This is a genomic window from Litchfieldella anticariensis FP35 = DSM 16096 (assembly GCF_000409775.1).
In the GTDB taxonomy this organism is placed as follows: Bacteria; Pseudomonadota; Gammaproteobacteria; order Pseudomonadales; family Halomonadaceae; genus Litchfieldella; species Litchfieldella anticariensis.
Genome location: NZ_KE332377.1, coordinates 964,073 through 987,011 on the forward strand (window position 1 = coordinate 964,073; position 22,939 = coordinate 987,011).

Annotated in this window: 24 protein-coding genes; 15 read left to right on the plus strand and 9 right to left on the minus strand. The window is 57.8% G+C overall.

From position 1 onward, the window contains the following. The 3 genes from L861_RS04550 to L861_RS04560 form a co-directional block, all read right to left on the minus strand. A partial coding sequence (locus tag L861_RS04550; RefSeq protein WP_016415385.1) for a toxin VasX occupies positions 1 to 2,082 on the minus strand: 2,082 nt, incomplete at its 3' end. Positions 2,083 to 2,437: 355 nt separating this feature from the next. Next, the gene (locus L861_RS04555) at positions 2,438 to 3,199 is read right to left on the minus strand and encodes an ABC transporter permease (protein ID WP_016415386.1); all 762 of its coding nucleotides are present in this window, start codon (positions 3,197 to 3,199) and stop codon (positions 2,438 to 2,440) included. Beyond that, positions 3,196 to 4,206: an ABC transporter ATP-binding protein gene (locus L861_RS04560; RefSeq protein ID WP_081645792.1), complete on the minus strand. Its 1,011-nt coding sequence runs from the start codon at positions 4,204 to 4,206 to the stop codon at positions 3,196 to 3,198. Before L861_RS04560 ends, L861_RS04555 begins: the two co-directional genes overlap by 4 nt. A gap of 86 nt (positions 4,207 to 4,292) precedes the next feature. Between L861_RS04560 and soxR the strand changes: the two genes are divergently transcribed. Continuing rightward, positions 4,293 to 4,754 (plus strand): redox-sensitive transcriptional activator SoxR, encoded by a 462-nt coding sequence (soxR, locus tag L861_RS04565; protein ID WP_016415388.1) that lies wholly within the window; start codon positions 4,293 to 4,295, stop codon positions 4,752 to 4,754. Positions 4,755 to 4,796: 42 nt separating this feature from the next. Here soxR and L861_RS04570 read toward each other — a convergent pair whose 3' ends face one another. The 4 genes from L861_RS04570 to L861_RS04585 form a co-directional block, all read right to left on the minus strand. Then, the gene (locus tag L861_RS04570; protein ID WP_016415389.1) at positions 4,797 to 5,003 is read right to left on the minus strand and encodes a DUF6494 family protein; all 207 of its coding nucleotides are present in this window, start codon (positions 5,001 to 5,003) and stop codon (positions 4,797 to 4,799) included. Positions 5,004 to 5,081: 78 nt separating this feature from the next. Continuing rightward, positions 5,082 to 6,524: a phospholipase D family protein gene (locus tag L861_RS04575; protein ID WP_016415390.1), complete on the minus strand. Its 1,443-nt coding sequence runs from the start codon at positions 6,522 to 6,524 to the stop codon at positions 5,082 to 5,084. Positions 6,525 to 6,601: 77 nt separating this feature from the next. Beyond that, positions 6,602 to 6,862 (minus strand): hypothetical protein, encoded by a 261-nt coding sequence (locus L861_RS04580; protein WP_016415391.1) that lies wholly within the window; start codon positions 6,860 to 6,862, stop codon positions 6,602 to 6,604. Between the two features lie 64 nt (positions 6,863 to 6,926). Then, entirely contained in the window at positions 6,927 to 7,166 is a 240-nt protein-coding gene (locus tag L861_RS04585) for a CDGSH iron-sulfur domain-containing protein (RefSeq protein ID WP_016415392.1), read from the minus strand. Between the two features lie 159 nt (positions 7,167 to 7,325). Between L861_RS04585 and L861_RS04590 the strand changes: the two genes are divergently transcribed. From L861_RS04590 to L861_RS04655, 14 genes are all read left to right on the plus strand, one after another. Continuing rightward, complete coding sequence (locus L861_RS04590; protein WP_016415393.1) at positions 7,326 to 7,748, plus strand: nuclear transport factor 2 family protein; 423 nt, start codon at positions 7,326 to 7,328, stop codon at positions 7,746 to 7,748. A gap of 174 nt (positions 7,749 to 7,922) precedes the next feature. Then, complete coding sequence (locus L861_RS04595) at positions 7,923 to 11,036, plus strand: transglycosylase domain-containing protein (protein ID WP_016415394.1); 3,114 nt, start codon at positions 7,923 to 7,925, stop codon at positions 11,034 to 11,036. 149 nt (positions 11,037 to 11,185) lie between these two features. Continuing rightward, on the plus strand, positions 11,186 to 11,656 hold the full coding sequence (locus L861_RS04600) for an aminoacyl-tRNA deacylase (protein ID WP_016415395.1): 471 nt from the start codon (positions 11,186 to 11,188) through the stop codon (positions 11,654 to 11,656). A gap of 168 nt (positions 11,657 to 11,824) precedes the next feature. After that, positions 11,825 to 13,300 (plus strand): tRNA uracil 4-sulfurtransferase ThiI, encoded by a 1,476-nt coding sequence (gene thiI, locus L861_RS04605; RefSeq protein WP_016415396.1) that lies wholly within the window; start codon positions 11,825 to 11,827, stop codon positions 13,298 to 13,300. A gap of 448 nt (positions 13,301 to 13,748) precedes the next feature. Further along, positions 13,749 to 14,009 carry a phosphopantetheine-binding protein gene (locus L861_RS04610; RefSeq protein WP_016415397.1) on the plus strand — a complete coding sequence of 87 codons (261 nt, stop codon included), beginning with the start codon at positions 13,749 to 13,751 and terminating at the stop codon, positions 14,007 to 14,009. A gap of 58 nt (positions 14,010 to 14,067) precedes the next feature. Then, on the plus strand, positions 14,068 to 14,379 hold the full coding sequence (locus L861_RS25370; protein WP_016415398.1) for an ApeI family dehydratase: 312 nt from the start codon (positions 14,068 to 14,070) through the stop codon (positions 14,377 to 14,379). Continuing rightward, complete coding sequence (locus tag L861_RS04620; RefSeq protein WP_021029105.1) at positions 14,372 to 15,577, plus strand: beta-ketoacyl-ACP synthase; 1,206 nt, start codon at positions 14,372 to 14,374, stop codon at positions 15,575 to 15,577. The genes L861_RS25370 and L861_RS04620 overlap by 8 nt, the downstream gene beginning before the upstream one ends. Then, positions 15,574 to 16,374, plus strand: a complete 801-nt coding sequence (locus L861_RS04625; RefSeq protein ID WP_016415402.1) for a beta-ketoacyl synthase chain length factor — start codon at positions 15,574 to 15,576, stop codon at positions 16,372 to 16,374. Before L861_RS04620 ends, L861_RS04625 begins: the two co-directional genes overlap by 4 nt. Further along, positions 16,352 to 16,801, plus strand: coding sequence for a hotdog family protein (locus L861_RS04630; protein WP_016415403.1), 450 nt, complete (start codon positions 16,352 to 16,354; stop codon positions 16,799 to 16,801). The genes L861_RS04625 and L861_RS04630 overlap by 23 nt, the downstream gene beginning before the upstream one ends. Beyond that, the gene (fabG, locus tag L861_RS04635; protein WP_016415404.1) at positions 16,798 to 17,514 is read left to right on the plus strand and encodes a 3-oxoacyl-ACP reductase FabG; all 717 of its coding nucleotides are present in this window, start codon (positions 16,798 to 16,800) and stop codon (positions 17,512 to 17,514) included. Before L861_RS04630 ends, fabG begins: the two co-directional genes overlap by 4 nt. Before the next feature lie 33 nt (positions 17,515 to 17,547). Beyond that, positions 17,548 to 18,378, plus strand: a complete 831-nt coding sequence (locus L861_RS04640) for a ferritin-like domain-containing protein (RefSeq protein WP_144062952.1) — start codon at positions 17,548 to 17,550, stop codon at positions 18,376 to 18,378. A gap of 68 nt (positions 18,379 to 18,446) precedes the next feature. Next, on the plus strand, positions 18,447 to 18,884 hold the full coding sequence (locus L861_RS23515) for a thioesterase family protein (protein ID WP_016415406.1): 438 nt from the start codon (positions 18,447 to 18,449) through the stop codon (positions 18,882 to 18,884). Further along, positions 18,884 to 20,236, plus strand: coding sequence for a carotenoid oxygenase family protein (locus L861_RS04650; RefSeq protein ID WP_016415407.1), 1,353 nt, complete (start codon positions 18,884 to 18,886; stop codon positions 20,234 to 20,236). Before L861_RS23515 ends, L861_RS04650 begins: the two co-directional genes overlap by 1 nt. A gap of 13 nt (positions 20,237 to 20,249) precedes the next feature. After that, positions 20,250 to 20,675 (plus strand): hypothetical protein, encoded by a 426-nt coding sequence (locus tag L861_RS04655; protein WP_016415408.1) that lies wholly within the window; start codon positions 20,250 to 20,252, stop codon positions 20,673 to 20,675. A gap of 39 nt (positions 20,676 to 20,714) precedes the next feature. Here L861_RS04655 and L861_RS04660 read toward each other — a convergent pair whose 3' ends face one another. Then, complete coding sequence (locus tag L861_RS04660; protein ID WP_016415409.1) at positions 20,715 to 21,260, minus strand: cytochrome P460 family protein; 546 nt, start codon at positions 21,258 to 21,260, stop codon at positions 20,715 to 20,717. A gap of 113 nt (positions 21,261 to 21,373) precedes the next feature. After that, positions 21,374 to 22,789 carry an FAD-binding oxidoreductase gene (locus tag L861_RS04665; RefSeq protein ID WP_016415410.1) on the minus strand — a complete coding sequence of 472 codons (1,416 nt, stop codon included), beginning with the start codon at positions 22,787 to 22,789 and terminating at the stop codon, positions 21,374 to 21,376. Between the last annotated feature and the right edge of the window lie 150 nt (positions 22,790 to 22,939).

Below are 22,939 nucleotides of genomic sequence, written 5' to 3' on the forward strand. Positions count from 1 at the left end.
GGCATGCACGCCGACGAGCAGGTCGGGCAGCCCGGCGCGGGCCAGGCGCACCACCGGGGGAAAGAGCGTCAGCGCCGTGGTCTGGTCCACGACCCCGTTCAGCATCAGCGTCGCCTGTTGGCCCAGCTTGCCCAGTACCGTATCGACGGCTCCGGCCCAGCGCTTGAGATCGGGGACGACGGGCAGGCCCTCGGGGCCCACCAGCATGGCAAGCTGAGGCGTGTCGATGAGTTGCAGGTCGTCGGCGTCGGTGGGCAGCTCCAACTCGGCCTGCCGGGCCATGGCCTTGAGGCGCAGGCGCCCGTCACCGGGGTTGCTCTCTTCCTCCTCGGGCAGTGTCAACGGTGCGGCGAGCGGCGTGGCCTCGTCGCTGGGAAACAACATGGCGTGCAGCGGATGGCCGCTGCCATCGCTCAAACAACGCACCAACAGGCGCTGGGCTGGCGTAGGGCGATCCTGACGCTCGGTGGCGAGCTGGTCGAGCTGTGTGCCAGACTTGCCAAGGGCGGCGAGCAGGTCCGCCGCCAGGGAGAACGCTCCCAGGTAGTCATGGCCTTCGAGGCTGAACAGGTCGGCCAGAACAGCCTGGACCTCGCGATCACTAAGCAAGTCGGACAAGCGCTGCTGGTAGGCGGCATGCTGGTCGTGCGCCACCTCACGCTGGGCCTGGCACAACACGAAGGCCAGGTCGCCCGAGTCATTGAGGTCCAGGTTGTCGTCGTCGACGAAGCGGTGCAGAGGGTTGGCCTCCCCCGCCGTGTCGTGGCTGGCCAATAGCGTGCGGTTGACCAGCGCCGCACTCTCGAAGCGCGAGTCGCGCGCGGCCCGGCGTGGGATGCCAAGCAGGTAGCGCTCACTGGCCTGACAGCCGCTCAAGGCATGACGCAGGTCGAACAGGGGATCATCGAGCAGCAGCGCGGGAATCTCGCGCGCTCGGGCATCGGCCAGGCAGTCCTGGGCGGCGTCGAGCCCTTGCCAGAGGTCGTGGGGCTGTCCGGCCTGCTCCTCGCTCGCCAGACGCTCGTCCAGTATCTGGGCGCGCACCATGGCCTGCCGATAAAACGACGACTCGTCCCCCTCGTCGGTGAGCGCTTGTAAGGCCGTGTTGGCAGCAGCACGCGCACTGCCACCATCCGCCTCGAAGCGCTCGAGTTCCTGGGTGGCTTGACTATAGAGCTGGGTGAGGTGCTGGCCGGCCAGGTCGCGTGTGATGGCGGCGGGATTGGCCACCTCCAGCTCAGCAAACCATTCGCGCAGACGCTGCGGTTCGTCAGCCAGGGGGTATAACTGCCCCGAGGTGGCAATGTGGTTGGCACCGAGCAAATGGAGACGCTGGCAGCGTGTCTGACGGGCCCATGCATCGGCTTGCAGATAGTTCAGGCGCGCCGCCGACCACTGCACCTCGGAATAGGCCATGCAGGGGTTGTGGCCAACCCGGGAATTGACGCCCCGGTCGCTACCGGGACGCGGAATCCACACCTCTTGCAACGCTACACTGACGGCGGGGCGTCGATCGTCGCGGTAGCACCCGTCGCCGTCGCGGTGAGCGGCCAGGTCGATATCACGGAACTCGAGCTGGCCAGTATCGGCATTGGCGCGCACCTCGATCTCGCGCCACAGCCTGTCGCGGTAGAACAGGTACAGATAGCCTGGGCGCAGGGGCAGTGTGTGGGCCCGGCCGTCGGTGTCCCAGGTCGACTGCGGCGCCAGCGACCGCCATAGTGCCATGGGCATGACAGGCTGGATGACATAGTGCTGGTAGCGCTGCTGACGCGGGGTTTCCCAGAGGTTCTCGAACAACGGCAGGCGGATCGGTTCGCCCTGTTCGGTGGCGATCTCGAGCTGGATGTCGGCAGGCCGCGTGCCTTTCCAGCGCCATTTGTGCAGCACGCTCGTGGGATTCGAGAAGTCTTCCAACGCTTCCTTGGCCGGTTCGTCGAGCTCGGTGCCGCGATAGCCATCGAGCAGGACGAACTCATGCCCCGCCGGGTGCTGCTTGCCCAGCACCTGCACGAACAGCATCTTGGGTTCGCAGGCCGGCCCCATCTCGCTCAGCGGTCCGTGGCGTATTTCGTGACTCATGCATTGTCCCTTGCGTCATCGTTTTGTTTTTTTGCTGTGGGGATGGTTGCGCTGCCATACCATGCACTAGCCCGCTGACATTGGGTAATGCGGATGCAGGTAGCTTGACGCGACTGGCCAACACCCAACGGTGAGCACCATCCCTGGAGACGACATGACGACTTCCCTGTCGTCATGCTCGGAGCGCTAAGCTACGAGAATAGGCACGGGAAGGGAACTGCAAAACAGCAATTGTCTAATATGTCTTACAGAGTTTGTCGGCAATTTCTTACAAAATCCTTTGTTCAATGGCCTTCAATAATCTGCTTTGGGTGACTCATATCCCTATGCATTACGGAATATGCTTCCATATACCTCAGGGCTTGATCCGATAGCCGGTCTTGAAAATCCAACTAACCACCGCCAGGCTCAACGCCAGAAACAGCAGAATCATGGTCAAGCTGGCCCCCAGGCTCACGTCACTGATGCCGTAGAAGCTCCAGCGGAAACCGCTGACCAGATATACCACCGGATTGAACAGCGTCACGCCTTGCCAGAATGGCGGCAGCATGTCGATGGCATAGAAGCTGCCACCCAGAAAGGTCAGAGGCGTAATGATCAGTAACGGCACCAGTTGCAGCTTCTCGAAACCATCCGCCCAGATGCCGATGATGAAACCCAACAGGCTGAAGGTCACTGCGGTAAGCACCAGGAACAGCAACATCCAGAACGGATGGGCGATCTGAAGTGGCACGAAGAAGCCGGCCGTCGCCAAGATGATCAGGCCCAACAGGATCGACTTGGTTGCCGCAGCACCGACATACCCCAAGACGATCTCGAATGACGACACAGGTGCCGACAACAGCTCGTAGATCGTGCCTGAGAACTTGGGGAAAAAGATGCCGAAGGAAGCATTGGACACGCTCTGAGTGAGCAGCATCAACATGATCAGCCCCGGCACGATGAAAGCCCCATAGCTGACGCCTTCGATCTCGGTGATGCGCGACCCGATTGCCGCGCCAAAGACCACGAAATACAGCGAGGTCGAAATCACCGGTGAGACGATGCTTTGCAGCAGTGTGCGCGCCGTTCGCGCCATTTCGAAGGTATAGATCGCACGGACCGAATAGAAATTCATTGGCGCCCTCTCACCAGACTGACGAAGATTTCCTCCAGCGAACTTTGCTTGGTGTGGAGGTCCTTGAAATGAATACCCGCTGCATCGAGATCCCCCAACAAGGCGGTGATCCCCGACGCATCATCGCCACTCTCACAGTCGAGGGCGAGACTGGCATCATAGTGATATATCAACTCCTTGCCATCGGCCGCCAACTCCAGATGGTAGGCTATCAGCGCTTCGGGAATCTCTCCGAGCGGATGCAGAAGGTGCAGCGTCAACTGCTTGCTGCCCAGCTTGCGCATCAGTTCCCGCTTTTCCTCCACCAGAACGATCTCGCCATTGTTGATCACCCCAATGCGGTCAGCCATCTCCTCGGCCTCTTCTATGTAGTGAGTGGTGAGTATGATGGTCACACCGCTGTCGCGTAGTCCGCGCACCACTTCCCACATCTCGCGTCGTAGCTCTACATCCACGCCAGCGGTGGGCTCGTCGAGAAACAGGATCCGAGGCTCGTGAGACAGCGCCTTGGCGATCAACACGCGCCGTTTCATACCGCCCGAGAGAGTGATCAGCTTATTGTTGCGTTTGTCCCACAGCGCCAACGACTTGAGCACACGTTCGATATGCTCGGGATTGGGCGGCTTGCCGAACAGGCCACGGCTGAAACTGACCGTGGCCCACACCGTTTCGAAGGCTTCATTGGTCAATTCCTGAGGCACCAGGCCGATACGCGAGCGCGCTTCCCGGTAGTCACGCTCGATATCGAAGCCATCCGCCAACACCCTACCCTCGCTGGCATTGACCAACCCACAGATGATGCTGATCAAGGTCGTCTTGCCCGCCCCATTGGGGCCGAGCAGTGCAAAGATCTCGCCACGCCGGATCTCCAGATCGATGTGCTTCAGTGCCTGGAAACCGGAAGCGTAGGTCTTGGAAAGGTTCTCCACCGACACGATTGGTGGTGCCACCACCCGCTCGGCATCGCGCTCGGCGCGTCGCAGGGGAGCTTCGAGATTGCTGGTCATTGCTTCTTGATCCATGAAGGTTGTTTAAGGAAGATCCTTAGCGTAAAACCTAAGGTTAACTTGAGGTCAAGAGGAGGTACGATACCATGACGAAAGTCACACCAAGTTGTCTCCATAAGGAACTCAGTGTAGGCGAAGTGGCAAAGCGTAGTGGACTCGCCGTGTCCGCCATCCACTTCTACGAGACCAAAGGGTTGATCAAGAGCCGTCGCAACGCCGGCAATCAACGCCGCTATACCCGTGACGTACTGCGTCGCGTGGCCATCATCAAGGTTGCCCAGCGCACTGGCATTCCCCTGGCGTCGATCCGCGAGGCGCTACATACGCTCCCCGATGGACGCACCCCAAACTCCGAGGATTGGCGCCACCTATCAGCTCAATGGAAAGCAGAGCTGGATGATCGGATCGAGCGATTGACCAAGCTACGCAACCAGCTCAGTGGATGCATCGGCTGTGGCTGCTTGTCGCTTGACGACTGCCCGCTACGCAACCCTTGGGATGAGCTGTCCGAAGAGGGGCCGGGGCCACGACTGCTGGATCCGGAGTGATCCCCCTTCGGCGCCCTGTGTCGAGGGGGCCAGCCGCAATCACTATTCGAGCCGGATTTCTCCTTCGAATTCGACGGTCAGATCAAGTCCACCGATTGTCAGGGTCATGGTGGCAGGGAAGGACTCCGTCCCATCGATGGCCCCTTCCTCAATGGCTCTGTCCACGGCTTGCTCGATTTCGCGCTGGGAACTGACGCCAACCTGTTTCAAGAACTTCCGAATACTGAGATTGAAGGTTTCTTCGTTCATCGTTAGCCCTCCCACGACTCACCGCAAGCATGGTCAACTCACCCTAAGCGTAGCCAAGAGCGGCGGTTGAGTGACTCTTCAGAACGTCGATAGGCCCGAGGCTTCCATGAGCCGATACTGCCAATAGCGCCAGCGGGAGTCGTCAGCGAACACTGAGTAATCGACACTAGCCTGACTCTCACCCACGTTATTCCAGCGGCGCTCGAAAAACGCCATAGCATCCTGAATGGCCGGGGTTTGCCGCTCGGCAAGCAAGCGTACCGACGTCTCCAGATTGAGATCGTCCAGATTACGCCGAGTGAAATTGGCTGAGCCGAGGATCAGCTCGGATTCTCCATCGGCGGGCATTCTCAATAGCAGCTTGCTATGGCACTGCTCGCCCTGGGTCACGCACCAGCGCACGGGGATGCCAACCTGGTGGAGTTCATGGGCAACCTGGCGATTGGGGATGCCGTTCTTTTCTAACCCAAAAGCATCCTTGTTAGGGTCAAGCAAAACCCGAATCGCCACACCACGATGGTGAGCCTCGATCAAGGCCTCGACCAGCGAGCGATGAGAAAAGTAAAAGATGGCGATATCCAGACGGTCTCCTGCTTTACTGCCATTCACCGCCGCCAGCAATGCATCGCGGATTCTGGCCTCGGTCAACACCTGCAAGCGGGCTGGTTTTCCATTGGCGACAGCTACCATTCCCGGCATGGCATCCGGCTGAGGAAACGCGATATCGGCACTGGACATGGCCGCCACGGCACGCTCGGTTCCCAGCAAGTCCAGAGCCACTGGCCCTGCGAAGCGCAGCGCCACATTACCGTGGCGACTACTGGCATCGTGAGGATTGGCTGAGGTCACCAACCCTACCCAACTGTTGCCGCTGTCCGCCACCAAGGTCTTGCGGTGGTTGGCATTGAAGTTAAGCAGGCTCAAGTAGCTGCGTAGGGTGACCTTGCCTGGTCCCAAGGCATTGGGCAGCCACCCACCGGTGTTCGAATTGCCTAGCCAACGGCAGCATAAATGCCAAAAGCCCGACCACATGGGGTTGGAGGCACGTAACTGGGTCAGGTCAGTCGATATCACGTTCACCCCTGCCTCGCGCAGGGCCTGGAAATGCGCAAGCTCAATACCACCATAAAGAGTGTTGAGAGGATCACTGATGACCACCGCGGTCAGTGACGGCCGGGCCTGCTTGCGACGAATCAGAGCCTGGGTCAACTCTGCGGAAAGCAGGCGAAAACCATCGCCATCCGCCGCTCCGGCAAAATCATTGAACAGGAACATGTCGAGCACTACCAGACGTTCGGCTTGACCGACAATCCTTAACACCTCGTCAAATATCTGCTGGTCGACCTGGGATGTCCCTGAGGACTTCCGATAGGTCATGTCGGCGAGAAAGACGATGTCATCAGCTTTGCGTAGCGGCGTAGCCGTACTCAGCCCCGGCGGCAATGGTTTGAAGGACTGATAGATCGCCATGGCCAGATAAGCGACGAAGAAAAACAGGACCAACCATGCTCCCAGCCCCATTTTCCACCTCCCGATGGTGGACGGCCTTCCGCGAAATCCTTTCACATTCCTCTCCTTGGAACTCCTGCTCTGTACGGTCAAACGCCGCTCATCAGTGAATGTACCACTCCAACACACCGGATGCGGCAACCGCTGCTCCGACGCCCGCCAGCGCCGCTTCCCAGATCCTTCACATATACCCCCAGCTCGCCGGGAAAATCGGCCTCGATAGCTTCCAGGCGCTTCTGCAATTCAGCACGCCATCCATGTGGTGTCTGAGTCGCCACGGAGGCAGTAGACAAAGCAAGACACAACATCAACGCAGAGGCCAACCGAGCGCGTCGCCAGAACATCATCATGACCTGCTCTTGACCCAAGTGGTCAGGCGTATCCTGCCCAGAGTCAATCAGGACGAGATTATGCCTAGAGGGTGTTATGGGTGCCATCGCATAACGGCGGCGTCGAGGTCTGCTTGCAGCCGCAAAAATACACAGTGGTATCCTTTTCCGCCTGGTAGACCACTGGCCTGAGGTCGGTGGTCTTATGGGTGCCATCGCAGTATGGCTGGCCCTCACTACGCCCACAGGCACACCAGGTATAGCGTTTTCCGGTTTCGACCTTGACGGCGTAGGGCCCCTTTTGGGCCACGAGCGCTTCACTCATGTGGGGCCTCCTCTTATCATCTTGGGAATTCTCATATCAGCGTAGCTGAATGCCCTTTGCCAACAGGCGCCTCCGAGGATTTCAACGCCGCAACGGGGCAAGCCCCATTTACTGGTTCTGCCTTATCATGAGGTCAATCCACGTAACGAAGGTGATGCAATGACCTCTCACGATCTGATTCAAGCCTATTACGCGGCTTTCAACGCTGGCGACATGGATACCTTTCTCGCTCTGCTGGATGACGAGGTAGTACATGACATCAACCAAGGCGAACGCCAGGTTGGCAAGGCAGCCTTCGCTGACTTCATGGCCCATATGAACCGCTGCTACCGCGAACGGCTGAGCGACATGGTGATCATGGTCAACGACGACGGCAGCCGTGGCGCCGCCGAATTCGTGGTCCACGGCGAATACCTGGTCACTGACGAGGGCCTGCCCGAAGCCGAGGGACAGACCTACGAACTGCCCGCGGGTGCTTTTTTCGAGATCCATGACGGCAAGGTGACTCGCGTCACCAACTACTACAATCTCAACGACTGGATCGCCCAAGTGACTGGCGTCAATAAACACTCAATCGTGTAAAGAAATTTTTCTGGCCCACTCTCTCTTTTGGTACTACCCGGCTACTATGAATTAAGGAAGCACTGAATAAACCGACGAGCGGCCTTAGTGGGAACACTGAAGCAAGCCTCACCGGTTTCCACTCAGTGCCTCCTTGGCAGTCATATAGCAAGACCGCGCTGGAGGGTGGGAGAAATGGGCTCATTTGAGTATCCAACGCACCAGAGTGCCGAGCTTTCAGCGCAGCAAGCAGATCGCCCTCAACCGCCTGTTCCGGCTCGTGCCAAACCCCACCGGCGGTTGAAAGCCGTTGTACCCTGGGTGCTGTTGTCACTAGCCGCTATCGTATCTTCCCTGCTAGTGGCCGAGGCACGCACGTCCCGTCTGCAAGCCAAGGAACTTTCACGCTACGCCAGCACCTTGACGTTCTCGCTCGAACCGGGCCTCAGCAACCGTATCGTATTCCCACAACACGGCCCCTTCGACACGCGCCTTGGCTATACACAACTCCCTGAGTTGCAGAGTCGGCTCACACACCGCGGCTACCTCGTTGAACATCAAGCACACTTTTCCCCGTCGCTGCTCGATTATGCTCAACGCGGCTTCTTCGTTCCCTATTCGGAAAAGACGTGGGCCGGGTTGACCATTGACGAGTGTCGCGGTGAACCGCTCTACCAATTCCGCCATCCGCAGCGTCATTATCCGCACTTCGATGCGATTCCACCCTTGGTACTGCAAACTCTGCTGTTCATCGAAAATCGCGAACTGCTCGACGATACCTACCCGTTTGCCAATCCTGCGGTGGATTGGCCACGTTTCGCCAAAGCCGCCATGTCCCAAGTCGGCAAGGCATTGGACGTACAAGAACAATCCGCCGGCGGCAGCACCCTGGCGACTCAGATGGAAAAATATCGCCACTCTCCCGATGGCTTGACGTATTCGGCGATGGAAAAACTTCGCCAAATGGTGTCGGCAAGCGTACGTAGCTACCAGCAGGGCCCGGAAACGCTGACGGCACGCCGCGACGTGGCCCTGGACTACCTCAATACCGTTCCACTTTCGGCAGCACCAGGCTATGGAGAAGTCCATGGCATCGGGGACGGACTATGGGTCTGGTACGGTGCCGACTTTGACAGCGTCAATCGCTTGCTGGTCCCCGCCTTCAACGATGGCAACGCAACAGCAGCACAAGGCTTGGCGCTAAGGCAGGTGGTATCGCTGATGATTGCCCAGCGGCGTCCATCCTATTACCTGTCGCAAGGCCGCCAGTCGCTGGAACGCCTCACCGACAGCTATCTCCGCTTGCTGAACGAGGCAGGCGTCATCAATACCCACCTACGCAACGCTGCCCTTTCACAGGCTCTCGTTTTTCGCTACTTCCCCCAGGACCCTGCACGCATTCACATCGAAAGCGACAAAGGCATCCAAGTCGCACGCAGCCGCCTCGCCAGCCTGCTAGGACTTTCTTATTACGATCTCGACCGGCTCGACCTTGCGGCCAGCACCACCCTGCATGGCGATCTGCAGCGACAAGTGACTGCCTACCTGGAGCGCCTGGCCGATCCCGAATTCGCCAGTGAAATCGGGCTGTTCGGCGAGCGTCTGCTGTCCCCCGAAAAGACCGGTGAAGTACGCTACAGCTTTACGCTATTCGAACGTGGTGACGAAGGCTTCCAGGTTCGAATACAGACCGACAATACCAACCAGCCGTTCGATATCAACGAAGGCAGTAAGCTGGAGCTAGGCTCAACCGCCAAACTACGGGTACTTTCCACTTATCTGGAAGTGATCGCCGAGTTGCACCAGCGTTATGCCGCAGAATCAACCGAGGCATTGCGCCAGATCGACATCGACAGTCATGACATCCTCAGCCGCTGGGCAGTGGATTACCTGATCAACAACCCGAGTCACGATCTGTCCACCATGCTGCAGGCCGCTATGGAGCGCCGTTACTCGGCAAGCCCCCATGAAGCCTTCTTCACTGGAGGCGGACGCCATACCTTCAGCAATTTCCGTCGTGAAGACAACGGCCGTAACCCAACACTCAACGAGGCGCTGCGCGAATCGATCAACCTGCCGTTCGTGCGCGTGCTGCGCGATCTGGTGCGCTACACGATCTACCAGAACGGCAATCGCACCCAACTGCTCGAGGATGACAAGGATCCTCGCCGTGTGGAGTACCTGCGCCGTTTCGCCGACCGTGAAGGGCGGGTCTTCTTGCTGCGCTTCTGGCGCAAGTATCAAGGCAAGGAAAACCCGGAGCGCCTCGACCTTTTCCTCGATGGTCTGAAAACCACATCGGCCCGCCTTGCTGCGGTGCACCGCTACCTGATGCCGGAAGTCGATCGCGAGACTTTCGCGGCATTCCTCCGTGAGCGCCTGCCCGGGGAGGGGCTCAGCGATAAACGCATCGACGAGCTTTACCACGGCTACGGGCCCGGCGCTTACGATCTCTCCGACCAAGGCTACATCGCCCGAGTCCACCCCCTGGAACTATGGCTGCTCGGTTACCTGCTCCAACACCCCGATGCCAACTTCCACGAAGCCGCCAGCGCCAGCCGGGAAGAGCGCCAAGAGGTTTACGGCTGGCTGTTCAGGACACGCCACCGCAGTGCACGAGACATTCGTATCCGCACCATGCTCGAAGTCGAAGCCTTTCTGGAAATCCACCAACGCTGGCAACGCCTGGGCTATCCCTTCGAGCATCTGGTGCCCTCCCTGGCCACGGCCATTGGCAGCTCCGGTGACCGCCCGGCAGCCCTCGCCGAGCTGATGGGCATCATACTCAACGATGGCGTACGCCTCCCCACACAACGCATAGATGCCTTGCACTTCGCCGCCAATACGCCTTACGAAACTCGCTTCGTCTCCGCTCCCTCACAAGGCGAACGCGTGATGGCTCCGGAGGTAGCCGCCGTACTCCGTGAAGCGCTGTCGCAGGTCGTGGATGGCGGCACCGCTCGACGACTGCAAGGTAGTTTCACCCTGGAGGACGGCACCCCCCTGACGCTGGGAGGCAAGACCGGCACCGGTGACAACCGCATCGAAACCGTCACGCGTTCCGGACATGTCATCGATTCCCGCGCGCGCAATCGCACGGCTACCTTCGTGTTCTACCTGGGTGAAAGGCATTTCGGCACGCTTACTGCCTATGTAGCTGGCAGTCAGTCGGATGACTTCCGCTTCACTTCGGCCCTGCCGGTCCAGGTGCTGAAAGGTATGGAGCCCATTCTCCGACCGTATTTGCAGCCCGAGCGTCACACTCTCTGCCGACCGCCTTCGCCCGTATTGCAGGTCGCCAATACATGAGCCACCCTCAGGCCACAATCAGGCAGCATCGACTACGCAGTCCAACTATCATTATGGATAAGCGATGGGCGCTGCCCAAGCGATGGAAAGAGCAGCAAGGACGCCTGATGCAAACCAGATCGGCCCTTATGGCCGCAGGAGGTCGAGTCATGGCCATGGCAATGACGACGCGGGAGTACCTCAGGTCGCAAGATATCGACTACGAAGAGGTCAAGCACCCCCGCGAAGTGACCGCTAATCGTATTGCCCAGCAAGCGCATATCACTGGCAACCAACTGGCCAAGGCAGTACTGCTGCATGGTGACTCCGGTTACCGGATCGCTGTACTACCCGGTAGTTGCGAAGCGGATTTGGGCATGCTGTCGAACATGCTCCACGAGCGCGTTGAACTGGCTTCGGAAGATGATATCCGGCGCAGTTTCGACGACTGTGACCCTGGCGCCTTGACGCCCGTAGGCCAGGCCTATGGTCTGCAGGTGTTCGTTGATGATGAACTACGTGATCAGTCGGATATCTACTTCGAAGCCGGCGACCACGAGACATTGGTTCACATGAGCGGACGGGAATTCGACCGTCTGATGCGCGAAGCCGGACACGGCCGCTTCAGCCGTCACATGTAAGCCGACCAGGTAGGCACACTCTTCCGTCGCCGGCCGTGCGCATTCCTTGATGGCAGGCACCGCCTGCTGGAGAGCCATTCGTGTGCCCCGCTGACAGCCCCCTCGATTGCTCATGTCGACGGGGGCTGTTATGATATTAAATCACTGTTTTCTAATGATTTTCACTTCATGAAGTATCTACTCAAACTGTTCCCTGAAATCACCATCAAGTCGCGTTCAGTACGCAAGGAGATGGTGCGCTGCCTGCGTGCCAATGTTCGCAATACCTTATCTCGATACGATGCAGGGGTACGGGTAACCGGAAACTGGGATGCCCTGGAAGTTCAGCCCAGTGCCGACGTGACTGAACAAGACCTGGCCGTGATCGAAGCGGTGATGACCCGCATCCCCGGAATTCATGAAGTGCTGACCATCGAGGACCGCGAGTTTCATTCTTTCGCGGAAACGGCCGAACAACTTCTGCCGCTGTGGGGACCGTACATCACCCACAAGCGCTTCTGCGTGCGCGTGAAACGCCGTGGCGAGCATGAGTTCCGCTCCGACGACCTGGAGCGGCATCTGGGAGCCGCCCTGCTAGCGGCAGCCCCGGGTGCCCGCGTCGATCTGGAGCGCCCTGATATCGTGGTATCGCTCGAACTCAAGGATAAACGGCTACTATTGATCACCCAACGTCGGCCAGGCCTGGGGGGCTACCCGCTAGGCACACAAGGTGCTGCCTTGGCACTGATCTCGGGTGGATTCGACTCCCCAGTAGCCGCCTATCGCATGATTCGGCGTGGCATCAAGACCCATTTCCTGTTCTTCAACCTCGGCGGTCCTGCCCATGAGGCCGGCGTGCGCGAAGTCACACATCATCTATGGCAACGCTATAGCACCTCACATCATGTGAACTTCATTTCGGTGCCTTTCGAAGGCGTGGTCAACGAAATCCTCACCAAGATCCCTGATGGTTTGATGGGAGTGGTACTCAAACGCATGATGATGCGTGCTGCGAGCAAGATAGCAGCCAAGAACCGAATTCCTGTCTTGGTCACCGGCGACGCCATCGCTCAGGTCTCGAGCCAGAGCCTGACCAACCTATGCCTGATCGATGCCTTGGTTGAACGTCCGATCCTGCGCCCCCTGGTGGCTAACGACAAGCAGGACATCATTACCGAAGCCCGCCACATCGGTACCGCGGAATTCGCTGAGCGCATGCCCGAATACTGCGGCGTGACCTCCCGCCGCCCCAATACTCGTGCCCGCCGCGACCGAGTAGAAGAGGCGGAAGCCGAATTCGACTTCGATGTGCTGGAACTCGCCATCGAGCAAGCGACCAAGACCCGGGTAGACAAGTTGATCGAGACCGCTCCTACGCTGGCCGACGTCAAGGTCGTCGACTCACAGGAAGCCTTGGCAGCGCAACGCGACTGCAGCGTCATCGACATCCGCCATCCCAGTGAACGCGATGAGGCGCCACTGCAACTCCCCAGCGAAATCCAGTTGTTGGAGATACCCTTCTACGAGCTACAGGATGAAGCCAAGGCATTGCCTACTGATCGCCATTATCTGCTCTATTGCCAACAAGGAATGATGAGCAAGATGCAAGCATTACGCCTCGCCGATCAAGGCTTGACCAATTTCGGGGTGTACCAGGGAGGATAAGCCTCCAGATCTGGAGCTACTCCCGCCCGTCCCTTCCGAGCCATAGCGGAAGTGTCACTGATGACTGTCTCGCGGGGCACCAAATGGTTGTGTTGCCCTCTCCGCTGCCCCGCGCCTCGGAATCCTCATCTTCAGACTGCCGAACCTGGTCACGAATGTCCCCACAGCGGTTCCACGGACCTCCCACAGTCCGCCATCTGGTTTCTGGATCATAAAGAATTAAAAGCGATTTTCGAGCTTACAACGGCATAAAAATAGTGAAAAACGACAAATCATCAAGCCTCTTTATCAACACTCATCATGGCAAAAAATATATATAACAACCCTTTGCATTGCCCTTATTACTCAGCTATTTTCAAGTTCGAAAAGATCCTAAGGGTAATATTTATTCCCATAACATACCCTAATTAATCACCATTTATTTTAAATATTCAAAAGGAGAACGAGCTTGCTAACAAATACAGAACTGGAAGTCGCCGAGGTCATTGTTGAGGGTCTCGACTTGGATGTAGATCCCCAAAAAATCGATAACAATGCTCCTTTATTTGGTAGCGGCTTAAACCTTGACTCCATTGATGCATTGGAGCTTGCGCTCCTTCTAACTAAATCATTTGGCGTCAAAATTACTCAGGGAGATGAAAAAAATGAAGAGACGTTCAGCTCCTTGAGTGCACTGAGCAGGTTTGTCCAGGAGAACCGACAAATCTGACTTGTCGCCTGGAAGGCTACATGAGTATCAATGGAAGATAGTGCTTAGTGAGGCCCTAATGCAACACGTAAGCTCTGGCATCATCTTGGCCGATCATCCGGCCTTGGTAGGGCATTTCCCAAAAAATCCCGTCGTCCCCGCTGTTATTATCTTGCACCATGTGGAAGAAGCACTTGGCAAATGGCGGGCAGATCTCACGATGAGTAAAATTCACCGAGCCAAGTTCGTTGCCGTGCTTAGGCCAGCAGAAGAATTCCAGATAATCTTTTCTAACACGAACGAGATCAACATCTCTTTCGAATGCTGGAAAGCAGGTGGTCTTCAATTCGCCACGGGCGAAATCGTCGCGAGATCCAACCATCATGCATAATAATTTATCAACGAAACGACCCATTCATGTCACTGCTCACACACTTTCGAGCGCGCTTGGAATTGGTAATGAAGCAACACTAAAGTCCCTTCGGGAAAAAGAAGGTGGCCTACGCCAGCATGAACTTCGTGGTGGAGGCACGACATGGCTCGGGCTCGTCCCCGACATTGGTGAAGAACCAACCCGAGGCACCTTGTCGCAGTATGACTGCCGGGCCAGTCGAGTCCTTGGCCACGCCCTAGTCCAGGATGACTTTCATATCCAAGTTGCCCGTGCACGTGCGCAATACGGCGCCGATCGCATTGGATGCTTCATCGGCACCATTGGTGCCGGACTTGGACATCTCGAAGAATGCTACCGCAACCATGACATCACTAACGGAGATCTCGGGCGGGACGTACGGATCGACCATACGGCACAGCTATTCTCGGTGACCGAGCAATGCCAACGTGTGCTCGATATCAGCGGGCCGGCCGCGACGATCTCCACTGCCTGCTCATCGAGCGCGAAGGTCTTCTGCACAGCTTATCGGTATCTGGCAGCTGGCTTGTGCGACGCTGTCGTCGTCGGCGGCATCGACTGCGCCAATGAAGGTTTCATTTACGGCTTTCGATCGTTGGGACTTCTGTCCTCATTGCCCTGCCGCCCATGGGATCGTGATCGAGATGGGCTGAGTATCGGTGAAGCTGCCGGTTTTGCACTACTGGAACGCCAACCCCGGGGGGCCAATAGCGTTGCCCTACTCGGCTATGGTGAAACCAGCGACTCCTATCACCCGACGGCACCTCATCCCGAGGGAGACGGGGCCGTAGAGGCTATGCGCCATGCCCTGGGTATCGCCGGGCTGCGACCCGAGGAGATTGATTACATCAATCTTCACGGCAGTAGCACCCCCTCCAACGATCAATCCGAAGACCACGCCATCCTTCGGGTATTCGGAGACACGGTGCCTTGCAGTTCCACCAAGAGTTGGACAGGGCACGCTCAAGGAGCTGCCGGAATTACGGAGGCGATTCTTTCCATACTCAGCCTCCAGAATGACGTCATCCCAGCGACGCTGAATACGGTCGCACTCGATCCGGCTTTGCGGACACGAATCGTGACACAGAATGTCGTGCACCGCTTGAAACACGTACTGAGCAACTCCTTTGGTTTTGGTGGCAACAACTGCACGCTCATTTTCGGAGCCGCCCAATGACGCCTTTTTTTGTCGAATCGATCGCCATGCTTGGGCCAGGCCTACCCGATTGGCAAACCAGTATCGACATGCTGCGCAACCCCGTACGTTTCGCTCCTGGAGCAGCACCGGGTATTACCACAGCACCTGCCAAAGCGAACGGCCGGCGACGCACGACTCCTGTCATACGCTTGGCACTCCAGGTGACCGACCAATTGGCTCGAGACTCATCATTGGATCTGTCGAAAGCGACGTCGATTTTTGCGAGTTCGTCCGGCGACCTCCAAGTGCTGGACAAGGTTTGCACCAGCCTCACGGAAGAGGATCCTCCCGTCTCACCGAAACAGTTCCAGAACATCGTACACAATGCTGCAGGTGGCTTCTGGTCCCTCGAAGCCGGTGCCAAAGGAACCACGACTAGCCTGAGCGCTCGAGAATCAAGCTTCACCGCTGGGCTGATCGAAGCTTATACCTGTCTCATCGATGTCGATGCACCGGTTGTCTTTGCCTGTTACGACCATCCGGCTCCCCCTCTGCTGGACCGCTATTTGCCGATACCGACCCCCTTTGCCTCGGCCATGGTGTTGACACGAGAACCGACGAGCAATAGTCGCTTCGCTCTGGCATGCGACATCCATCCGGAGCAACCCGAAACCGTCATGATCGACCATCCCGAATTGGAGAGACTGCGGACCACTCATACGGCGGCCCGTGGGCTACCACTGTTTCACACCATGGCAAACGGTGGAGGCCGCGTCTGTCTGTCCTATATCGGCCCCAGGAGTCTGGTAATCGATGTCGACCCAATTCATCAATGACAAGGCGGCGATCTACGCCCGATTACCGCATGCTGGGCCGATGCAACTGCTGGATGCCGTTCTATCCTGGAACGACGATTCGATACGTTGCCTCACCGCGTCTCATGTCGATGACGCTAATCCACTACACCAAGGCCATAGTTTCTCCAGGATGCACCTACTGGAATACGCCGCTCAAGCCATTGCCGTTCACGGCAGCTTGTTGGATCCGGACGGTCCCGGGAAGCTGGTCTATATTGCCGCCTTTCGCGATGTCGATTTGGCACCCGCCCCATTGCCTCAGATCACGGAGACTCTTCTCGATGTGCGCGCCACGCAACTCGCTGCAATGCCCGATGGCTCGCTCTACGCCTTTTCCGTGATCTCGAGTAGCACCGTAATCGCACAAGGCAAGGCGACCGTCGCTATTGCAGGAGAGCTGCCATGAGACGAGCACTAGTCACAGGTGGAAGTGGCAGTATCGGTGCTTCAATCTGTCGTGAACTGGCCAGGCAAGGTCTTCATCTGATCGTGCATAGCCACTGCAATCCGCAACAGGCCGAATCGGTCGTCCAAGAGATTCGTCGTGACGGCGGCTCTGCGGAGACCATCACATTCGACGTCACCAATCACGAAGAATGTGAAAGAAGTCTTGAAAAGCTGACGGAAGCCGGTCCAATCCAGATCCTGGTGAACAATGCCGGAGTCCACAGCGATGCGCCACTGGTGGGCATGTCGTTAGAACAATGGCGACATGTCATCGACGTCTCGCTACACGGCTTCTTCAATGTAACGCGCCCATTGCTCATGCCGATGATTCGCAGCCGCTGGGGACGCGTCATCAGTATCTCGTCGGTTAGTGGAGTGACCGGAAATCGCGGCCAAAGTAACTACGCCGCAGCAAAGGCCGGCTTGCACGGCGCTTCGAAGTCGCTTGCCACGGAACTTGCCTCGCGAGGCATCACCGTGAATGTCGTCGCTCCCGGTTTCATCGCCAGCGGCATGGCCAAGACCGTCGACGAGCACATCATTCATGCTGCCGTGCCAATGAAAAGGGCGGGAATGGCAGAAGAAGTTGCCTCCCTCGTCTCGTTTCTCGCATCGGACAGTGCCAGTTACCTCACGGGACAAGTCGTCGGGATCAATGGCGGCATGTCCTGAGCGCCAACCACACCTCATGGATTAATGGAGTAGATGATGACCGATGATGTAGTACATGACGTCAGTGGAGACCTCGGATACTACCAACTTCTCGAAAGATCCGAGAAAGCACGGTGGATCATGCACGATCTACCATGGTCGGAACTCGACCCGGACAAGGTCACACCGGAACTCGTGGAAGACGTCAAGATCGCCGCCTTCGCCGAATTGACGACATACTCGGCCACCGAAGCCTTCATGAAACTATTCACGGATGACATCGACTTCACGCAATGGCTATCCGTCTGGTTCTATGAAGAAACCAAGCACCCGCTCGTTCTGATCAAGTGGCTGGCGGCCATGGGAGTACCAACAGAGGAAGCGTTCGTCTACAGGGGGCGGGAAATCGAGCCCATGACGAACTCGAAAGTCGAGATGCTGACCTCGAATATCTGTTCGGAAATCGCCGCGAACACAGCTTACCGACTGTTTGGCAAGGCAGTCGAAGAGCCGGTACTGGTAAGTATCATGCGCTATTTGGCACGGGACGAAATGCGCCATTCCAATGGATTTCAATTCTATTGCCGCAAAACCATTGAAAGATCGGACGACCCCGAACGCGACCGCTTACGGGCGCTTCGTGTGGTGTGGTTTCTATTGCAGCCATCTAGTGACGGTGTGACGCAGCATCCAGTGTTCAAGACACTACTCAAGATGGAAGTTCTGGATGTCGAGGTCTTGCAACGAGAGTTTCGCGAGAAGATCGTGCAATGCATTTCGCGGGTACTGGATCTGGATATTCCCAGCCCGGAGGCATTCTACGACGTCTATGCAAAACTCAAGAAGGACTACCGAGCGAGAAGATCTTCTCGTGCGCTGCAATAGTGGTATTGGCATGCCTACTGCCTAGTCACTGAAAATTCTTCCCCTCTTTGGTCAGGAACCTCTTTGTCATGGAATCCTACCGCATCTGTTTTGCCGATACCGACGCCATGGGGGTCGTGTATCACGCCCGCTATTTCGAGATGGCCGAGCGCAGTCGTATCGAGACAATGCGCCGTGTCGGCGTCGATACGAACAACCTGTTTCGCGGCGGTGCGGGTATCGCGATGGTCCTACGTCGAGCCGTTGCCCGATTCGCGACACCAGCCCTCGTTGACGACCTGCTGACCACGCAGACAAGCATTCCGAGACATACCTCCATCCGTTACTGGTGGCAAACGGACATCACAAGGAGCGGAGAGTCTATTTGCACGATCGAAGCCGAATGCGTATGCATCGACCTCATCACTAAGCAACCAGCCTCTATGCCTCCCGAAATTGCCAGTGCCATCGACAATATCATCAATGAAGGTGCAGCCCTGGCAGGAGCGGAGTTGGAGGGACGGTGATGATCAAAGCAACATCGCAAAAGGGGGAGAATCCTGCCACCGGGATTCTCCGACCTGTCGCCACGGAACGCACGGACACCGAGCTACCAGTGGAAGGTGCGCTGCCTCCGGACCTTGAAGGGCTGTATGTTCGAACCAGCTTCAATCCTCACCCATCAGCCCTTGGTGGTCCGCACAGCCACCCCTTCCAGAGCGATGGCATGCTTCACGGTGTGAGAATCAGCCGCGGCCAGGTTCATTGGTATCGCAACCGCTGGGTCATGACCGATAGCCTGGCAGTAGCCACCGGACGTCAGCCACTTCCAGGACATGACCGTGCCTGGGCACCGAATACAGCCAACACACATGTCATATCGCATGCCGGGCATCTTCTTGCCCTCTGCGAAGTCGGCATGCCCTATGAGCTGTCACCCGAGTTGGAGACGATTGGGCGTTACGACTTCGATGGATCGCTTACCACCAACATGACAGCGCATCCCAAGAGCGATCCAGAAACAGGCGATCTGCATTTTTTTGCCTATCGCCCACGCTCCCCTTTCGTAACCTACTACCGCGCCAACTCGTCGGGGCGAATAACTTGTTGTGCAACTGTCGATGTCGCCGGCCCAACGATCATGCACGATTTCGCGATCACCAAGCATTTCGCCCTGTTTCTGGATCAGCCCCTGGTATTCCGCCGGTCGGGCACACCCAGCGGTGGTTTGCCGTTTCAATGGGATCCAACTTACCCGTCGCGCATCGGTCTCCTGAAAACCGACCAACCTGACAGCGGCATTCGCTGGTTCGAACTCGAGACGCCCTACATCTCCCATGTCATGAACGCTTTCGAGGATGGTGATGATGTCGTGCTACGTGCTGTTGCCAGTGACGCGTTCACGCTCACGGGAGAACTTCCTCCGCCTTCCTTGGCCATAACTCTCAGAGAATGGCGCCTCAATCTCATGACCGGACGGGTCCGACAAACTGACCTCGCCGACATTCCGGCAGAACTCCCTCGCATTGACGAGCGACGTATAGGCAGGCCGCACCGCTATGGCTATGCGATGGAAGTTCGACCTCAGGAAAGCTGGACAACCAGTGGCGGCTTGGTCAAATACGATTTCGCCGCTGGGACGGTAACCATCCATGATTTCGGCCCGCATATCAGGGCGGGTGAGCCGGTCTTCGTGCCAGCACATGAGTTGGCCGATGAAGACGAAGGCTGGGTGCTGTCCTATCTCTACGATGAGCGCGATGACTGCAGTCGGTTGGCCGTTCTCGATGCACAATCTTTCGACACAGCGCCCCTTGCGATGGTCACATTGCCACAGCGCGTGGCTTTTGGCGCCCATGGCAGTTGGATACCGGGATAAGGAGAGTCCAAGAATGCCCGTACTATCTGTAACACGGCTGCATGTGCGCAGTTGGCGGCATGTTCCTGTGGTCCTGCTGGCCACCCTTCGCTCTGCCCATCAGGCACGTCGTGCGGAAGGCAATCTGGCTGTCGCCGTACTCGGAGATGTGAAAAACACCTTTTGGGCCCGATCGGCGTGGCAAAATGAAGATGCCATGAGAGCTTATATCTGGTCCGGCGTACATCGTCGGATCATGAGCAACCTGTCAACCTGGTGCGATGAGGCCGCCGTCGCTCACTGGGAAGCGGAAAAGCCCGAGATCCAGTCATGGGAGGAGGCTCATCACTACCTCCAACGCTATGGCCGCGAACCTGTCATCGATCCGTCAAAACACGGCACTCTCGCCCATGCACCACCCCCTAGGGTCCGAGGTTGGGCACACTTACGACTGAAATAAGAAAACGGGCGCCATCAAGACGCCCGTTCTATCAACCGATCACTGGAACCTGTCATGGGCAAATACCATGTCGTCTCCCGGTGCGGTGGCGTGACAGGCAATGCAGCCCTGCTCCATTCCCTTGGCCACTCTACCGGCCAATGGCCTGCCTTCCGGGTTGGTATCAAGGCTGCCATCCGGCAGGTACTTGGCCCAGAACCAGTCATGGTTATCAGGATCATACCCCTCACGCTTGAACATCACGGTCACGGCTCCCAGGTACTGGTCGGGATCATTCCATACGGCCTCTTTGCTCAGATCTTCACCACCGTAATTGCGCTTGACGATCACCGGACCGGTCGCATCTTCCACACTGAACTCTTGCCTATCCATGGTATCGAGAAAAGCTCCATGAGGATGTCGGCCTGCGTAAGGGGCGGACATGGTGCGGTTCTCCCCCACCAGGCCGTGCTCCTGCAATGTGCCCCATAGCGCCTTGGCAAAGGCGACATCGGCTTCGTCACCAAACGGTGGTTCGGCCAATGCCGTGAAGCTAGTCGTCATGAGCCCTATCGCCAGGGATCCCAGGATGGTCTTGGTCTTCATGCGGCGCCTCCTGTTTCGCTATTATCGTGGAGGGTTTCTCACCCACTCGATTCAGTCGCGGCACCTTTCCCGAACCTTACACCCGCATGACATGGACACACGGCGACCAACCCTTATATGGGTCTGACATTGCGATTAATGCGGAACAGGTTCTGCGGGTCCCAGCGAGACTTGATTTCGCCGAGCCGTTGCAGAGCCGAGCCAAGCGCCGCCTCGACGCGCTCCGCGCCTTCGTCCTCGGTCAGGAAGTTGATGTAGGTCCCACCGGTGGAGAACGACTTCATGTCGTTCCACGCGTTGCGTGCCCATTCGATGTTCGCCTGGTCGTCGTCCGGCTGTTCCCATGAGCCCGCCACGTTGAGTACGTAGCGCGCATCGCGGTTGCCCACGGGCGAATGATCGTCATCGAGTCGGTTCAAGACATCACCGAGCTGGAACAGGATCACCGACGAATGGGGCGAGCGGACGTTTGACGCATGCTCTATCGCTTTCTCGCACAAGGAAGGTTCGATGCGCGGCAGGTACTCGCTTTTCCAGTAGTAACGCCGGCCCTTGGGTTGCGTCGCATCGAGCAGCGTCTGCATCTGTGCATAAGGGCGACGTACCAGCACATCGCCAATGGGATTGCCGAACGACTTGATCGGCGCCACCACCTCTTCACCTTCCTCCGGCTTTCCACTGTAGCAGGCCAGCAGTGCCACGATCGGCGTACCATGCCGTTCCGCCGGCAGCCAGGGAGCGGGAGGCGCCCGGCGCATGAGCGCCACCAGGGTGAGTTCGGGCGGCGCCTGCTCGGCGAGCGTCCGGTACAGCTCGAGTACGGCCGGGGCTTCGCTTGCCGGCCAGGCCACGATGCCACCAATGACCTCCGGGCCGACATCATAAAGTCGATAATCGAAACCGGTTACGACCCCAAAGTTGCCGCCACCGCCACGCAGCCCCCAAAACAGATCCGCATGCTCGTCGCGGCTCGCATGCACCAGCCGCCCATCGGCGGTTACCACATCCATCCCTGTCACGTTGTCCACGGTCCACCCCCAGCGTCGCGTCAGATAGCCAAACCCGCCACCCAGGGTGAGTCCAGCAACGCCAGTGGTCGACACGAAACCGAGAATCGCGGCAAGCCCAAACAGTTGTGTCTCACGATCCACATCGCCAAGCACACAGCCGGCCTGCGCATGGGCGATCCGGCTCTCGCGGTCGACCCACACGCCACGCATCAGCGACAGATCGAGCATCAACGCCCCATCAGCCACAGCCAGTCCGGCGATGTTATGTCCTCCGCCCTTGATGCACAGCAGCAGGTTGTGTTCACGAGCGAAGCGTACACCCGCCATTACGTCGGCCGTGCCGAGACAGCGCACGATAATGGCGGGCTTTCTGTCGATCATGGCATTCCACAAACGGCGTGATTCCTCATACCCCGCGTCGCCTGGCGTATACAACGGTCCTTGTAACTGCATTTTCAAGCGGTTGAGCACATCCGTTTGCACGTCGATCTCGAAGCCATCCAGTGTTTTTGCTCTCATGGTCAAGACTCCTCTCGAAGTAACTTCGAGGTATGCAATGGTTCCCAGGTAAGCCCCTTACCCGAGTGGCAACGAGCTCGCATATGCCTCCCTGCACCACATGACTCGCCACTCGGAAGAAGTGGTATAGTCAACGGTAGCAGCACCGTT

What these genes read in the sequence shown, in the direction of transcription:
- L861_RS04640 (WP_144062952.1), top strand. Translation starts at nt 17,548, where the DNA reads ATGATGACCGATGATGTAGTACATGACGTCAGTGGAGACCTCGGATAC.
- L861_RS04595 (WP_016415394.1), top strand. Translation starts at nt 7,923, where the DNA reads ATGGGCTCATTTGAGTATCCAACGCACCAGAGTGCCGAGCTTTCAGCG.
- soxR (WP_016415388.1), top strand. Translation starts at nt 4,293, where the DNA reads ATGACGAAAGTCACACCAAGTTGTCTCCATAAGGAACTCAGTGTAGGC.
- L861_RS04555 (WP_016415386.1), bottom strand. Translation starts at nt 3,199, where the DNA reads ATGAATTTCTATTCGGTCCGTGCGATCTATACCTTCGAAATGGCGCGA.
- L861_RS04590 (WP_016415393.1), top strand. Translation starts at nt 7,326, where the DNA reads ATGACCTCTCACGATCTGATTCAAGCCTATTACGCGGCTTTCAACGCT.
- L861_RS25370 (WP_016415398.1), top strand. Translation starts at nt 14,068, where the DNA reads ATGCAACACGTAAGCTCTGGCATCATCTTGGCCGATCATCCGGCCTTG.
- L861_RS04620 (WP_021029105.1), top strand. Translation starts at nt 14,372, where the DNA reads ATGCATAATAATTTATCAACGAAACGACCCATTCATGTCACTGCTCAC.
- L861_RS04580 (WP_016415391.1), bottom strand. Translation starts at nt 6,862, where the DNA reads ATGATGATGTTCTGGCGACGCGCTCGGTTGGCCTCTGCGTTGATGTTG.
- L861_RS04650 (WP_016415407.1), top strand. Translation starts at nt 18,884, where the DNA reads ATGATCAAAGCAACATCGCAAAAGGGGGAGAATCCTGCCACCGGGATT.
- L861_RS04560 (WP_081645792.1), bottom strand. Translation starts at nt 4,206, where the DNA reads ATGACCAGCAATCTCGAAGCTCCCCTGCGACGCGCCGAGCGCGATGCC.
- L861_RS04630 (WP_016415403.1), top strand. Translation starts at nt 16,352, where the DNA reads ATGTCGACCCAATTCATCAATGACAAGGCGGCGATCTACGCCCGATTA.
- L861_RS04655 (WP_016415408.1), top strand. Translation starts at nt 20,250, where the DNA reads ATGCCCGTACTATCTGTAACACGGCTGCATGTGCGCAGTTGGCGGCAT.
- L861_RS04660 (WP_016415409.1), bottom strand. Translation starts at nt 21,260, where the DNA reads ATGAAGACCAAGACCATCCTGGGATCCCTGGCGATAGGGCTCATGACG.
- L861_RS04665 (WP_016415410.1), bottom strand. Translation starts at nt 22,789, where the DNA reads ATGAGAGCAAAAACACTGGATGGCTTCGAGATCGACGTGCAAACGGAT.
- L861_RS04570 (WP_016415389.1), bottom strand. Translation starts at nt 5,003, where the DNA reads ATGAACGAAGAAACCTTCAATCTCAGTATTCGGAAGTTCTTGAAACAG.
- L861_RS04600 (WP_016415395.1), top strand. Translation starts at nt 11,186, where the DNA reads ATGGCCATGGCAATGACGACGCGGGAGTACCTCAGGTCGCAAGATATC.
- fabG (WP_016415404.1), top strand. Translation starts at nt 16,798, where the DNA reads ATGAGACGAGCACTAGTCACAGGTGGAAGTGGCAGTATCGGTGCTTCA.
- L861_RS04625 (WP_016415402.1), top strand. Translation starts at nt 15,574, where the DNA reads ATGACGCCTTTTTTTGTCGAATCGATCGCCATGCTTGGGCCAGGCCTA.
- thiI (WP_016415396.1), top strand. Translation starts at nt 11,825, where the DNA reads ATGAAGTATCTACTCAAACTGTTCCCTGAAATCACCATCAAGTCGCGT.
- L861_RS23515 (WP_016415406.1), top strand. Translation starts at nt 18,447, where the DNA reads ATGGAATCCTACCGCATCTGTTTTGCCGATACCGACGCCATGGGGGTC.
- L861_RS04585 (WP_016415392.1), bottom strand. Translation starts at nt 7,166, where the DNA reads ATGAGTGAAGCGCTCGTGGCCCAAAAGGGGCCCTACGCCGTCAAGGTC.
- L861_RS04575 (WP_016415390.1), bottom strand. Translation starts at nt 6,524, where the DNA reads ATGGGGCTGGGAGCATGGTTGGTCCTGTTTTTCTTCGTCGCTTATCTG.